This is a genomic window from Bacillus sp. TH25 (assembly GCF_016650935.1).
GTDB lineage: Bacteria > Bacillota > Bacilli > Bacillales > Bacillaceae_G > Bacillus_A > Bacillus_A mycoides.
Map to the genome: position 1 here is coordinate 748,118 of NZ_JAEKEU010000039.1, position 13,088 is coordinate 761,205.

The 13,088-nt window shown below is 36.3% G+C and carries 18 protein-coding genes; 12 read left to right on the forward strand and 6 right to left on the reverse strand.

Annotated elements, in window-relative coordinates; genetic code table 11:
• Position 1: 1 nt before the first annotated feature.
• The gene (locus tag JFT89_RS27825) at positions 2–1,291 is read right to left on the reverse strand and encodes an NCS2 family permease (protein ID WP_201040928.1); all 1,290 of its coding nucleotides are present in this window, start codon (positions 1,289–1,291) and stop codon (positions 2–4) included.
• A 134-nt stretch (positions 1,292–1,425) separates the two neighbouring features.
• Positions 1,426–2,097, reverse strand: a complete 672-nt coding sequence (locus JFT89_RS27830; RefSeq protein ID WP_002067033.1) for an SIMPL domain-containing protein — start codon at positions 2,095–2,097, stop codon at positions 1,426–1,428.
• A gap of 160 nt (positions 2,098–2,257) precedes the next feature.
• On the opposite strand from JFT89_RS27830, the gene JFT89_RS27835 reads away from it, so the two are divergent.
• On the forward strand, positions 2,258–2,677 hold the full coding sequence (locus JFT89_RS27835) for a MarR family winged helix-turn-helix transcriptional regulator (RefSeq protein ID WP_002088468.1): 420 nt from the start codon (positions 2,258–2,260) through the stop codon (positions 2,675–2,677).
• A 100-nt stretch (positions 2,678–2,777) separates the two neighbouring features.
• Positions 2,778–3,323, forward strand: coding sequence for a hypothetical protein (locus JFT89_RS27840; protein WP_201040929.1), 546 nt, complete (start codon positions 2,778–2,780; stop codon positions 3,321–3,323).
• A gap of 24 nt (positions 3,324–3,347) precedes the next feature.
• Here JFT89_RS27840 and JFT89_RS27845 read toward each other — a convergent pair whose 3' ends face one another.
• The 4 genes from JFT89_RS27845 to JFT89_RS27860 are packed head-to-tail and all read right to left on the reverse strand — an operon-like array spanning position 3,348 to position 6,742.
• Positions 3,348–4,412, reverse strand: coding sequence for an ABC transporter permease subunit (locus tag JFT89_RS27845; RefSeq protein WP_002014928.1), 1,065 nt, complete (start codon positions 4,410–4,412; stop codon positions 3,348–3,350).
• Positions 4,413–4,424: 12 nt separating this feature from the next.
• Entirely contained in the window at positions 4,425–5,486 is a 1,062-nt protein-coding gene (locus JFT89_RS27850; protein ID WP_201040930.1) for an ABC transporter permease, read from the reverse strand.
• Positions 5,476–6,357, reverse strand: coding sequence for an ABC transporter ATP-binding protein (locus JFT89_RS27855; RefSeq protein WP_201040931.1), 882 nt, complete (start codon positions 6,355–6,357; stop codon positions 5,476–5,478). Before JFT89_RS27855 ends, JFT89_RS27850 begins: the two co-directional genes overlap by 11 nt.
• The gene (locus JFT89_RS27860; RefSeq protein ID WP_002033900.1) at positions 6,323–6,742 is read right to left on the reverse strand and encodes a GntR family transcriptional regulator; all 420 of its coding nucleotides are present in this window, start codon (positions 6,740–6,742) and stop codon (positions 6,323–6,325) included. The genes JFT89_RS27855 and JFT89_RS27860 overlap by 35 nt, the downstream gene beginning before the upstream one ends.
• Positions 6,743–6,908: 166 nt before the next feature.
• Between JFT89_RS27860 and dacF the strand changes: the two genes are divergently transcribed.
• The 10 genes from dacF to spoVAE all read left to right on the forward strand — a co-directional run bounded on the left by dacF (position 6,909) and on the right by spoVAE (position 13,084).
• A complete protein-coding gene (dacF, locus tag JFT89_RS27865; RefSeq protein WP_002165113.1) occupies positions 6,909–8,099 on the forward strand; it encodes a serine-type D-Ala-D-Ala carboxypeptidase DacF in 1,191 nt (396 codons plus the stop codon).
• Positions 8,100–8,264: 165 nt separating this feature from the next.
• A complete protein-coding gene (gene spoIIAA, locus JFT89_RS27870; RefSeq protein ID WP_002128957.1) occupies positions 8,265–8,615 on the forward strand; it encodes an anti-sigma F factor antagonist in 351 nt (116 codons plus the stop codon).
• Positions 8,616–9,056: an anti-sigma F factor gene (gene spoIIAB, locus JFT89_RS27875; protein WP_001243400.1), complete on the forward strand. Its 441-nt coding sequence runs from the start codon at positions 8,616–8,618 to the stop codon at positions 9,054–9,056.
• A gap of 12 nt (positions 9,057–9,068) precedes the next feature.
• Positions 9,069–9,827 (forward strand): RNA polymerase sporulation sigma factor SigF, encoded by a 759-nt coding sequence (gene sigF, locus JFT89_RS27880; protein ID WP_002014922.1) that lies wholly within the window; start codon positions 9,069–9,071, stop codon positions 9,825–9,827.
• Between the two features lie 157 nt (positions 9,828–9,984).
• Positions 9,985–10,083, forward strand: a complete 99-nt coding sequence (locus tag JFT89_RS27885) for a methionine/alanine import family NSS transporter small subunit (RefSeq protein WP_087944550.1) — start codon at positions 9,985–9,987, stop codon at positions 10,081–10,083.
• A gap of 116 nt (positions 10,084–10,199) precedes the next feature.
• Positions 10,200–10,820: a stage V sporulation protein AA gene (locus tag JFT89_RS27890; protein ID WP_002067040.1), complete on the forward strand. Its 621-nt coding sequence runs from the start codon at positions 10,200–10,202 to the stop codon at positions 10,818–10,820.
• A complete protein-coding gene (gene spoVAB, locus JFT89_RS27895; protein ID WP_016092269.1) occupies positions 10,813–11,229 on the forward strand; it encodes a stage V sporulation protein SpoVAB in 417 nt (138 codons plus the stop codon). Before JFT89_RS27890 ends, spoVAB begins: the two co-directional genes overlap by 8 nt.
• A gap of 12 nt (positions 11,230–11,241) precedes the next feature.
• A complete protein-coding gene (gene spoVAC / locus JFT89_RS27900) occupies positions 11,242–11,700 on the forward strand; it encodes a stage V sporulation protein AC (protein WP_002067042.1) in 459 nt (152 codons plus the stop codon).
• A gap of 13 nt (positions 11,701–11,713) precedes the next feature.
• Positions 11,714–12,730 carry a stage V sporulation protein AD gene (spoVAD, locus tag JFT89_RS27905; protein WP_002165116.1) on the forward strand — a complete coding sequence of 339 codons (1,017 nt, stop codon included), beginning with the start codon at positions 11,714–11,716 and terminating at the stop codon, positions 12,728–12,730.
• A gap of 3 nt (positions 12,731–12,733) precedes the next feature.
• The gene (gene spoVAE / locus JFT89_RS27910) at positions 12,734–13,084 is read left to right on the forward strand and encodes a stage V sporulation protein AE (RefSeq protein ID WP_002014916.1); all 351 of its coding nucleotides are present in this window, start codon (positions 12,734–12,736) and stop codon (positions 13,082–13,084) included.
• Positions 13,085–13,088: the final 4 nt, after the last annotated feature.

The window sequence follows — 13,088 nt, forward strand, 5'->3', positions numbered from 1 at the left end:
CTTAGCCAATAGCGTGTAATACGAACATGGCTAAGAATAAGCATGTAATAATATACATGGGCGGTGCGACTTCTTTACGCTTTCCAAGTGCAATTTTCAAGATAGGATAAGCAATAAATCCGAACGCAATGCCATCAGCGATACTATATGTGAGCGGGATCATAACGATAATTAAAAACGCTGGAAATCCTTCTGAAAAGTCGTTCAGAGGAATTTGTTGAATGCTTGTAATCATCAGCCCGCCAATAATAATTAAGATTGGTGCAATGGCACTGTCAGGAATTATTTTGACAAACGGAAGCGCAAACAGTGATGCGAAGAATAACAACCCTGTAACGATAGACGTCAGACCTGTCTTTCCGCCTGCAGTAATACCTGCGGCACTCTCTACTGTTGAAACGGTAGGGCTTGTGCCAAATAGACCACATGTCATTGCTGAAATTGCATTTGCTTGGTAAGCACGTGGGAATTTACGATCATCTTCTAATAAACCATGTAAAAGTCCCATGTTCTCAAAAATAAGCACCATGCTTAAGGAGAATGTTGCAATCCAAAATGGCAAGGAAGAAAGTTTCCCAAATGACATAGCTCCAAACACATCGCCATAATTAGCGAATGAAAACGAACTATTTCCCATTTGACTCGTATCAACAAGACCAAACAGCCATGCAATACCAGTTCCAATTGCAATCGTCCATAAAAAGCTTCCACGTACGTTACGCGCAAATAGTACAAGTGCGACAATAAGAGTAAGTAGTGTGGCAAGAACGACAGGACTACTTAATTTTCCCATTGCAACAGCAGTATTAGGATGCGAAACGACTAAACCACCTTTTTGCAAGCCGATGAAAGCTAAAAACAACCCGATACCGACAGTGATCGCTTCCTTTAATGACTTTGGAATAGATACCGAAAGCACGCGAGCAATCGGTGTAAAAGCAGCAATTGCAAAAATAATACCGGCGATAAAAACAGCTGCCAATGCTTCTTGCCAAGTTAAACCGAGCGTATGCACAGCAGTGTACGTGAAGAATGCATTTACACCCATACCAGGGACAAGAATAGCAGGTGCATTTGCCCAAAATGCCATGAGTAGACATCCGACAAATGAACTAAAAACAGTTGCCAAAATTCCTGCCTCAAGAGGAATGCCGGCATCTGATAAGATTGACGCATTTACAATCATAATATAAACAATTGTGAAAAATGACGTGACTCCAGCTAAAACTTCTTGTTTTGGTGATGTTTGGTGTAAGTCTAATTTAAATGTTCTTTCAAGTATTCCTTTCATGTTAAACCTTCTTTTTCATATCCCTCTCCCACCCGTGATATCTCTTATGTAAGAGCTCACCGTCCTTTATTATATCAGAACATCATGTTTTTACAACAACGAAAATGATAACGGTTACTTATAAATGAATTTATTTATAAATACGTAAAAATTGCCCGGATAGATGAAATGATTTCTAGTTCTCCTGATTGAATGGGCGGAGCTGCTTGCGCATGCAAAGTAGCATATGATGCGATCTCCCGTGGCAATTGGACAGATTCTTCAACGAATGAGAGGGGAACAGGATTAATATTTAAATTGTAGGTACTCGCAATTGTACGAGCTTTGTCTACTGCTTGTTGCAGAGCTTGAATGAGAGCTTGCTCATAATATTTATTTGGATGAGATATTCGAAAACGTAATCCTTTTGCTACGTTTGCACCATTCGATACGGCTATATCATATACTTCCCCTGCTTTTTGCACATTTAAAACGGTAATTTCATACAAATGCTCCACACGGTAGCCTTGTAGTAATGCTTTATCATTTACATATTCGTATTGAGGCGTAATCGTATAAGAAATGGTTTCTATATCTTTATCGGCAATACCTAGCTGTTTGAGTGCATCAAGCAATTGTTTCGATTGCACTGCATTTTCTTCTTGCGCTTGTTTTACATTTTTACTATCCGTTCGAATGCCCAGTGTTAATATGACAACATTTGGTTTTGCTTTTATAATGCCTTCTCCTTGTACAGTAATAGTAGCTTCTTTACCAGTATTTGTCGTACGGATATTATGTAAATACGGATTCATTCCACTTTGCATTTATGCTCACCATCCTTTTTTATATGTATATGTGTGAACAAAAAAGAAAATCTTATGAAAAAAGTTACATAAATGAGAATGTTGAGGGAAGAAAGCATATACAATATAGGTATTTATAGATTATAATATGTGTAAATATGATAAAAAAGGGACGAGGCTAGTGAACGAAAATAGAGAAACACTGATTTTAGATTTATCTGCATCATTTCGAAAGATGATACGTTTATTACAAAATGATATTAATACACGTTTTTCAGAGCATATGCCATATAATGAATTCTCTGTATTACGTGCGTTATTTTTAAAAAGTCCACAGATGGCTTCGCAAATTGCGAGTGAAGTAAACGTAACCTCCAGTCATATTACAGCTGTAACAGATCGTCTCGTGCGAAAAGGGTTTGTTGAAAGAAAACGTTCAAATTCGGACCGTCGTATCGTATACTTAGAAATTACTGAAAACGGACGAGAAGTAACTGAAAAGCTTGAAGCTGTGCGTAAAGAATATTATAAAGAGAAATTTAAAGGTTGGAGCGACCAAGAGATAGAAATGGTTTTAGAACTATTTGGCCGCGTATTATAATAAATGAGGATAGGAAGCGAGGGCTTTCCTATCCTTTTTCTTTTGAATAAAAATATTTTGAAACTCCGATACTTTAATTAAACAGATCGGAGGAAAGATTATGAAATATATTGCTGCACTTACCATTTTACTTGGAAGTTTCTTCTGCTTTCATACATTCATGTACGCCGATACCCCTATCCAAGTGGTGCAAAAAGAAGTGAAGTACATTGAAAACGATAATACTGTCTTGTATTCGAAATTATGGGTTCGTTCTATGCAAAACGCAGTATTATTTCACCATAGCGATAATGTTCGTAATCAGGACACTCTGCGTAATGTAACAAGTTCATCGCTTGTTAAAGCGAAGCACTTACCATTTAAGAAAGCATCAATGTACATTCCAAGATTATCGCAATACGTATCAAAAGCAGGGAAAGAAAATATTCAAGTGCACTACATTGCGGTACACTATAATGTAAAAAAAGAAAATGCGTATCAATTAAATGGCATGAACTATTTTCTACAAGTATTTATGAAAGAGCGCGGCGAATGGAAAATTGCTGAAAGTGTAGTCGCGCCGACAGAGCAAATTGTGAAAAACGGTGATGGATTTGGGATGAAAGAAGAGAGGAGGTATGGGGATAGGAGAGAGAATGTGAAATAACCTCCTCTAGGCGAGGAGGTTATTTTATTTGAAATTCCAAGAGACCTTCAATCTCAATATTTTAGATAGAAGAAAATAGCTAATTATGCTTGTTCCGAATAAACCAACGTAAAAATTAAGCAACGAATGGGTCCCACCAATTATTAAACCGCCGCTAATTCCAATACAGAAAATAGCGCAGACCATAAATATTTTTTGAAGCTTTGGATATAGTAAGAAACTACCATTCCGCTCATTGACTGAACGAACATATAAATATATACCGAGTGGTAATAAAATAATTATATTTACAATAGGTCCAATCAATGTTTTTACTGAAGGGATTTCTGTAAAGTTTGGTTCATTATGACGCACTCCATCATTATCGGTATAAGCATTTTGTGGATTATAATCAAATCTAATATGAAAATTTTCTGCTGGACCCGAAATGCGTATGTTTTCCATAACACGATGCATATTGCCATTGTCCTCATGAAAGTCAGTATTCGAGTGAACAGCGATGACCGCTGAGATAAGGGATGGAAATAACAATGGAAACATGAATATAGCTGCAGTAAGAAGTCCCTGCGAGAGAATATTTCCAGCAATCGTTCCTATACATAATGCAAGCGTATAAATAGCGATTAACACAATTAACATGTATAGAAAATAAGTATGAAATGGTGAAAATATTTGATATTTATTATGAAAAGTTGTTTTTTTCATAATGGCGAATAGTCCCCAGTTTAATACGATGATTGCTGCAATGTTGCAGATCCCAAACAACCACTTTGTTATATAGATGTGTGAACGTTTAAATGGCATAGACCATAGCAAGTCACTAGAGTTATTTTGTCTTTCCCAACCAATTAATGTACAAGCTAGAACGATAAGTACACCACCTAACAGTATGACAGGGTCTATAAGTGTTAAATCAAAGTGGTAGTGATATACATAGTTCCACTTTTTATTGTCATTTAGAAAGTATAGCTGTTGAATAGAAGCCATATAGTATTTATATGATAAAGTATAGAAGCTAACGAACCAAAACAACCACACAACATATTTACTTTGTTGATATGTTCTTAGCCATAGTGCTTTTTGAAACATAGGCCCCCTCCTTTAAAAAACTTTATAATTTGTTAGACGTGATAGTACAACATAAGTAATGATTCCAGCGAGAAGCAAACTGATATAGTAGTTAAGTAAGAAATTAAATTGATTTATTTTATAGCCACCTAGTAATGCAAAATAAATGGTTGCCCCCCATATCCATATTCGTAAATGTTTTTGGAAAATAAATATTTTTTGAGTGTTTTCATTTGGCGATCGTGTATATAAATATGTGCCAAGTAGTAAATAGAACATCGTATAGAAAATAGGAACTAGCACTGACTTAGCTGAATAATACGTATGATTTGCCGGATCTCTTAAAGTGGTTGGATCGTTTTCTTTCTTACGTGATTTTGGATCATAGTGGTAACGAATTGTATAATTATATATTGGTGCAACTATATTTGTTTTTTGATTGATTTCATGAAGTTGTTCATACAAGTTGTTATTTCTAGTATCTGTAGCATGTAAATGGTTTATTGTAAAAGTGTACACTAATGGAATAAATGTAAGCCCCATTAGAAGCCACGGAATACAAAAAACGACTTGCGAAACAACGCTTCCAGTAAAAGTACCGATACATAATGCAGCTGTATATACTGCAACATAAGAGACAATTACATAAAGAAAGTATCGATGAAATGGTCCAAATGATTGATAATCAAAATGAATTGTCGTTCTATAAATAACATACATAAGGATCCAATTTATAAGTAATGAGCCTACAATACAAAATGAACCAAAAGCCCATTTAGATAAAAAAACATCTTTTCTTTTAAATGGCATCGTCATAAGTAAAGTATTAGACTGGCTACTACGTTCCCATCCCATCAATAAACAAGCTAAAGCAATGATAAGAACAGTTAACCAAAAGCTATTACTTTCCCCAAATCCAAAATAATAGAAATAATAGTACGTTCCCTTTTCTTGTAAATTGTGATATTCAGTAAGTTGTTGCTCGGCTGCTTTATAGTATCCGACAGATAAAATATAAAGTGTGCTAAAGAAGAACAGTAGTACAGCATACTTCCCGCGCTTCCAATTCCACATCCACAATGCCTTATGAAACATACCCATCCTCCTCAAGTGTCGTAACGAAGACATCTTCAAGTGACATTGTTAATTCTTCAATGAGTATTGGTTGCTCTTTATAAAACTTCTCCAATGTTGTAGCCACATTTCCTTCGATTAAAATCGTATATACTTTTCCTGTTTGGTTTAATATTTTAATATTGCTTAAGTTTTCTAGTTTTTGAGGTAATGAACGTTCATAAGCAACTTGTATTTTGGCAAATCGTGATTTTGCATCATCTAGTGATGTAATAGAATCTACTGTATGTCCTTTTAAAATAATGATTGTATCGGCAATTTTTTCAACTTCATCTAAATGGTGAGTGGAGATGAAAATTGTAATTTCTTTTTCTGCTACTTCTTCAACGAGAAATTGTAGAATCTGTCTTTTAACGATAGGATCAAGTCCGTTTGTCGGTTCATCTAAAATGACATATTCTGCTTTTGCAGCGAAAGCTAAAATGATCGCAAGCAGTGCTTTCATTCCTTTTGAGTAACTACGAATACGTTTGTTTGGTAAATTAAAACGTTCTAATATTTCATAAAAATATTGTTCATCAAATGCTGTATAAACCGCTTTATAAAACTTTACGATTTCTTTTACTGTATATCCGTTCAGTATGTTAGTAGAGTCTGGAACATATACGACCTTTTGTTTAATTTCAGGATGCTTATGAACATCTGTATCCTCATATGTAACAGTTCCTTCATCGGGGTCTAAAATGCCGACCATCGTTCGTAATAAAGTTGTTTTCCCCGCACCGTTTCTTCCGAGTAATCCGACGATACTACCTTTTTGTAATGTGAAAGAAACATCGTCTAAAATCGTTTGGTTATCAATTGTTTTCTTCAAGTTTGTCACTTTCAACATCTGTATTTCCTCCAATCTCTTTATAGTATGAATCTATCCAATCGTGAATTTTATCTTTCGTAATCCCAAGATAAGAGGCTTCTAGTAATAATTGATGAAATTGCTTTTCAACCATAGCGATTTTCCTTTCGTCTAATGTTGGGGTAATCGATTGGGCTACAAATGTTCCTTTTCCTCGTAATGTTTCAATAATCCCTTGTCGCTCTAATTCTTGATAAGCTTTACTTACTGTATTTGGATTTATAACGAGCAAAGAAGCAAGCTCACGTACAGAAGGAAGCTTATCACTTGGAGCTAACATATTTTTTAGTACGAGCTCTTTTATATTTTGAACAATTTGTTCCCATATCGGAGTGTTGCTTCTTGGATCAAGTTGAATATGCAAGAGCAATGTCTCCTTCCTAATGAGTATTAAGTGTACTACTGTGTGTAATACACTTAATACAATATAGGCAATGAATTTATTTGTCAACTGAAAATAATAGAAAAATATGGTATTAAAAATGTATAAATTGGAAAAAATAAGTTTGATATAGAATGGAGGGTTAGTCATGAAGCGAGTTTTTGGAATACTTGTTTGTTTCATGTTATTGCTTTCTGGTACTTCAGTTAGTTTCGCACAATCTGAGAAAACGAAGCAGGAAAAAACAGAAGAAACCACGCCGAAGTTAGCGGAACAAGCGTCGTCAGCGATCGTAATTGAGCAAGATACAGGTAAAGTTTTGTTTGATAAAAATCCGAATGAAAAGTTACCACCTGCTAGTATGACAAAGATTATGACAATGCTATTAATTATGGAACAAGTTGAAAAAGGAAAATTAAAACTGACAGATAAAGTGAGAGCGAGTGAACACGCAGCTTCAATGGGCGGATCACAAATTTTTCTAGAACCTGGGGAAGAGATGACTGTAAATGAAATGTTAAAGGGCATTGCAATTGCATCTGGAAATGATGCATCTGTTGCAGTAGCTGAGCATATCGCTGGTTCAGAAGAAGGTTTCGTAAATATGATGAACAAAAAAGCGAAAGATCTAGGATTGAAAAATACACATTTTCAAAATCCGACAGGTCTTCCAGCGAAAGATCATTATTCCACAGCAAATGATATGGCTATAATGGCGAGAGAATTGATGAAGTATCCACTTATTCGCAAATACACAGGTAAATATGAAGACTATTTACGTGAAGATACGGATAAGAAGTTTTGGCTCGTTAATACGAATAAGTTAGTACGTTTTTATCCTGGAGTAGATGGTGTGAAAACGGGCTTCACGACAGAAGCGAAATATTGTTTAACGGCATCGGCTGAGAAAAATGGTATGCGTGTTATTTCAGTTGTAATGGGAGCACCTACATCAAAAGAGCGGAACAATCAAGTAACGAAGCTTCTTGATTATGCATTTGGACAATACATGACAAAGAAATTATATACACGTGGTGAGAAAATTAAGACTGTACAAGTAGGAAAAGGTAAGGAAGAAAAAGTAGATTTAGTTGCGTCAGACAATGTGTCTCTTCTTATGAAGAAGGGCGAAAATATGGACAAAGTTAAACAAGAAGTGATTGCTGAAAAGAAAGTGAAGGCACCGATTAAAAAAGGTGATGCACTTGGTACACTTGTTATTAAAAGAGATAAAGATGTTTTATTAAAACAAACAATTGTAGCGAAAGAAGATGTTGAGGCAGCGAGTTGGTGGGAGTTATTTAAAAGAAGTTTTGGGATGTTTTCAACATCAAAATAGCGGCGGAAATTTTGATGTTTTTCTGTTCGTATTTACTGAAATAATTGCTGAAAGGTTTCACTTTATGACGAAATAGTTCTTCTTTTGTCAGTAGGAAGGATTCTGATTTTATATCACGAAAATCTTATGTTAATGAGTAAAGTTTGAGCATAAGGAGGAAATCGTGTGAGTCTTTCCATGCATTTAGAAGTAAAACGTGACGTCTTATGTGTGAGGCTAGAGGGCGAGTTAGATCATCATACTGCTGAAGAGTTGCGAACGAAAGTCACAGATATGATTGAGACACATGGTGTTCATCATATTATTTTGAGCCTAGAGAACTTAACATTTATGGATAGTTCTGGTTTAGGCGTTATATTAGGCCGATATAAACATGTAAAGGGATTAGGTGGAGAGATGGTTGTCTGTGCAATTTCACCGCCCGTTAAACGTTTATTTGAAATGTCAGGTCTATTCAAAATTGTTCGTTTAGAAGAAAGTGAAGCGCATGCGCTCGCGACGTTGGGGGTGGCGTAGATGAGAAATGAAATGAACCTTCAATTTTCAGCGTTAAGTCAGAATGAATCATTCGCTCGTGTTACGGTAGCTGCTTTTATTGCGCAATTAGACCCGACGATGGAAGAACTAACAGAGATTAAAACAGTTGTGTCAGAAGCGGTTACAAATGCAATTATTCATGGGTATGAAGGAAATGCAGAAGGTGTTGTTTATATTTCAGTGATTTTGGAAGAAGCGATGGTGAAACTCACGATTCGAGATGAAGGGATTGGTATCTTTAACTTAGATGAAGCAAGACAACCCCTTTTTACAACTAAACCTGAATTAGAGCGTTCCGGAATGGGATTTACTATCATGGAAAATTTTATGGATGAAGTAGAAGTTATTTCAAACGAATCTTTCGGGACAACAATCCATTTGACAAAATACTTATCAAATAGTAACGCTCTATGCAATTAAGGAGAATAGCCAATGGACATAGAGGTCAGAAATGAGAAGAAGAAACCTCAGTTAAAGGACCACGAGCTAAAAGCGTTAATTCAAAAAAGTCAAGATGGAGATCAACAAGCGAGAGATACAATCGTTCAAAGTAATATGCGTCTCGTATGGTCGGTTGTACAGCGATTTCTTAATCGAGGATACGAACCAGACGATTTATTTCAAATTGGATGTATTGGGCTCTTAAAATCGGTAGATAAATTTGATTTATCTTTCGACGTGAAATTTTCAACATATGCAGTTCCAATGATTATCGGTGAAATACAACGATTTTTACGTGACGATGGATCAGTGAAAGTAAGTAGATCTTTAAAAGAAACAGGAAACAAAGTCCGAAAGATGAGAGACGAGCTTTCGAAAGAATTTGGAAGGGCTCCAACGATTAATGAGGTAGCACAGGCTCTTGAACTAACGCCGGAAGAAGTTGTTCTGGCGCAAGAAGCGAGTCGTGCTCCTTCGTCGATACATGAAACTGTGTATGAAAACGATGGAGATCCAATTACTATTTTAGATCAAATTGCAGATCAATCGGAAACGAAATGGTTTGATAAAATTGCTTTAAAAGAAGCGATTAGAGAATTGGATGAACGAGAAAGGCTAATTGTGTATTTGCGCTATTATAAAGACCAAACCCAATCAGAAGTAGCGGAGCGCATAGGCATTTCGCAAGTACAAGTTTCAAGACTTGAAAAGAAAATATTAAAACAGATGAAAGATCGAATAGATGAATAGCTATCTATTCGATTTTTTTTGTTGTAACGTATGGTTGGTCGATAGCGGCAGCGTTTCTTATAGTTGCACTAGTCATTAGTCTGAAGAAATGGAATGCACAAATACATTCAGACTCTACCCAGCTTGAAAAAGAATGGAAGGACCGAGGTGTTTCATGATGAGTGGATCAGCGATTATGATGATGGTTATAGGTATGGTAGTCATTTGGGAAGGACTTGCATTAAGTATTGCAAATTTATTTAAGAAAAAGGCATAAGCTAAAAACATCTGTACCGAAATGGTACAGATGTTTTTTTTATGAAAAAATTGTATTAGAAAAAATTCCAATAACCATACTACAACTACGAGGAAGAGTGAAGGGGTGAATGAAAATTGGAACAAACGATTTATATTAAAATGCGCAATCGCTTAAAAGTGTCTCCTACGTATGAAGTAAAGCTGAGTGATGTTGCTCAACTTGCCGGAGATTCTTTTGTAGTTGAGTTGTTACAAAATGAAATAGTCTACAAAATAACAGCGCATGATAAAACACATGTTGTAATTGATGTTATGAAAGTGATTGAGATTATTCAACAAAAAGCGGCTCACATACAAATTAATTTACTTGGTTCTGGACAAACTCTTGTTGAAATTATATACGAAAAAAAGAAAGTGCATCCGGTTTTCTTCGGACTTGTATGGTTGTTACTTTTCATTGGAGCGGCCCTTGCAATCATTTATTTCCATGAAGATGTAAGTATGCAACAAGTACACCAACGGTTATATTACATGATTACTGGAGAATTTAAGGCGCAACCACTTTTATTTCAAATTCCTTATTCATTAGGTCTTGGATTAGGTATGGTCTTATTTTTTAATCATGTATTTCAGAAGAGAATTAATGAAGAGCCGAGCCCGTTAGAAGTTGAGATGTTTCAATATCAGCAGTCGCTTGATCAATATGTAATTGTTCATGAAAACAAGGATAATATGAAACAGATTGCTGATGATTGAGTGTGCATTTGTTGTATTAATTGGCTTAGCTGGAGGGATTGCAGTAGGTAGCGGATATGTCGCGTTTTTAGCTGTACTTGGTATAATCCCTCGTTTAGCTCAATTAACGAGAAGTGGAAAGCATATTCAATACTTTGAGTGGGCGGTCATTGCAGGTACTTTAACAGGGGCTTGGTGTAGTTTGAAAAATATTACATTTCAAACGTCACAATATTGGCTTGTTATATTAGGGATATTTTGTGGCACATTCATTGGAATGCTCGCTGCGGCGTTAACGGAAGTGTTAAACGTTTTACCTATTTTAGCGAAACGAGTAAGGGTAGAGGAGAAAATTATTGTTTTACTCGTTGCTCTTGTACTTGGGAAAGTAATAGGCTCGTTGTTTCACTGGATTTATTTCGTAAAGTAGGAGGCAATATATATGGCCGGGCGAAAATTGAAGGACGATTACATAAATAAAGTGAAGGAGTACCATCCAAAACCGAACTATTTCATAAATTGTGTGAAGGCATTTCTTGTTGGTGGACTCATTTGTACGGCGGGAGAAGTATTGATGAAATTTTATATACATTACTTTCACTTTAGTGAGAAAGAGGCAGGAAACCCTACAGTTGCAACTCTTGTTTTACTATCAGCGATTTTAACAGGGTGTGGTGTATATGATAAAATCGGGCAGTTTTCTGGAGCGGGATCAGCAGTACCAGTTACTGGATTTGCGAATTCTATGGCGAGTGCCGCACTAGAGCATAGGAGTGAAGGGATTGTTCTAGGAATCGCTACTAACATGTTTAAGCTTGCAGGAAGTGTCATTGTATTTGGAGTCGTCGGTGCATACATTATCGGGTTAATAAGATATACATTTCAAATTTTAATGTCTTAAAGGAGGGGTGGGTATGAGATTGACAGGAAAACAAACGTGGGTATTTCAAAATGATATCTTCGTGAATGCAACTGGTACTGCTGTCGGTCCGAAAGAAGCTGAAGGCCCTCTTGGAAAGGATTTTGATATTTCATATTCTGACTTACATTGCGGAGAGGAAAACTGGGAACTTGCTGAACGAAGGTTAATGTCAGACTCAATTCAACAAGCGATGCAAAAAGGGAATATAAAAAAATCGCAAATTGATTTCTTTTTAGCGGGAGATTTATTAAACCAAACAGTGACAGCAAATTATGTTGCTCGTGAGTATGGTATTCCTTTTTTAGGGATGTTCAGCGCTTGTGCGACGTCAATGGAAACTTTGGCGATTGGATCAGCTTTTATAGATGGTGGGTTTGCGAATCGTATTTTAGCTACAGTAAGTAGTCATAATGCGACGGCTGAAAGACAATTTCGTTCCCCAACAGAATACGGAGGACAAAAGCCAGGGACAGCAAACTCAACTGTTACCGGAGCAGGGTCAATATTAATTAGCAATGAGGAGAGTGCAATTAAAATAACAGCAGCAACAATTGGTAAAGTGCAAGATTTAGGAATTGCTAATCCTTTAGATATGGGATCAGCGATGGCACCAGCTGCTGCTCATACAATTCAACAACATTTTGAAGATTTGAGAAGAAGTGCAGCTGATTATGATCTTATTGTTACTGGTGATTTATCGGCTGTTGGGACACCAATTGCGAAACAACTTTTACTTGAGGAAGGGTATGATTTGGGGAATGTATACAATGATTGTGGATTAATGATTTACAATTCAAATCAAGAAGAAGTGTTTGCAGGGGGCAGTGGTTGTGCTTGTTCAGCTGTTGTAACATACGGCCATTTATTGCGTGAAATGCAAAAAGGGAATTTACAAAGAATTTTTGTCGTTGCAACTGGAGCTCTATTAAGCCCCATGATGATACAACAGAAGGAAACGATTCCAACGATTGCGCATGGTGTTGTGTTTGAAAGCGTTAAAGGAGAGTGAATTGTGGATTTTATATATGCATTTCTTGTAGGAGGAGCTATTTGTGTAATTGGACAAGTGTTGCTAGATTTCGCAAAGTTAACACCGGCACATTTAATGGCAACTTTTGTAGTCGCCGGAGCTATTTTAGACGGATTCGGATTGTACGATAAGCTTATAAAATTTGCAGGTGCTGGGGCAACAGTCCCTATTACAAGTTTTGGACACTCACTATTGCACGGGGCAATGCATGCGGCAGAAAAACATGGATATTTAGGAATTGGAATCGGTATGTTTAGCTTAACGTCTGCGGGGATTTCAGCAGCGATATTATTTTCATTTTTTGTTGCACTTATATGTAAACCGAAAGGATAAATCA

What these genes read in the sequence shown, in the direction of transcription:
- sigF (WP_002014922.1), top strand. Translation starts at nt 9,069, where the DNA reads ATGGACATAGAGGTCAGAAATGAGAAGAAGAAACCTCAGTTAAAGGAC.
- JFT89_RS27855 (WP_201040931.1), bottom strand. Translation starts at nt 6,357, where the DNA reads ATGTTGAAAGTGACAAACTTGAAGAAAACAATTGATAACCAAACGATT.
- spoVAC (WP_002067042.1), top strand. Translation starts at nt 11,242, where the DNA reads ATGGCCGGGCGAAAATTGAAGGACGATTACATAAATAAAGTGAAGGAG.
- JFT89_RS27885 (WP_087944550.1), top strand. Translation starts at nt 9,985, where the DNA reads ATGAGTGGATCAGCGATTATGATGATGGTTATAGGTATGGTAGTCATT.
- JFT89_RS27840 (WP_201040929.1), top strand. Translation starts at nt 2,778, where the DNA reads ATGAAATATATTGCTGCACTTACCATTTTACTTGGAAGTTTCTTCTGC.
- spoVAD (WP_002165116.1), top strand. Translation starts at nt 11,714, where the DNA reads ATGAGATTGACAGGAAAACAAACGTGGGTATTTCAAAATGATATCTTC.
- JFT89_RS27845 (WP_002014928.1), bottom strand. Translation starts at nt 4,412, where the DNA reads ATGTTTCAAAAAGCACTATGGCTAAGAACATATCAACAAAGTAAATAT.
- JFT89_RS27825 (WP_201040928.1), bottom strand. Translation starts at nt 1,291, where the DNA reads ATGAAAGGAATACTTGAAAGAACATTTAAATTAGACTTACACCAAACA.
- JFT89_RS27830 (WP_002067033.1), bottom strand. Translation starts at nt 2,097, where the DNA reads ATGCAAAGTGGAATGAATCCGTATTTACATAATATCCGTACGACAAAT.
- JFT89_RS27850 (WP_201040930.1), bottom strand. Translation starts at nt 5,486, where the DNA reads ATGTTTCATAAGGCATTGTGGATGTGGAATTGGAAGCGCGGGAAGTAT.
- dacF (WP_002165113.1), top strand. Translation starts at nt 6,909, where the DNA reads ATGAAGCGAGTTTTTGGAATACTTGTTTGTTTCATGTTATTGCTTTCT.
- spoIIAB (WP_001243400.1), top strand. Translation starts at nt 8,616, where the DNA reads ATGAGAAATGAAATGAACCTTCAATTTTCAGCGTTAAGTCAGAATGAA.
- spoVAB (WP_016092269.1), top strand. Translation starts at nt 10,813, where the DNA reads ATGATTGAGTGTGCATTTGTTGTATTAATTGGCTTAGCTGGAGGGATT.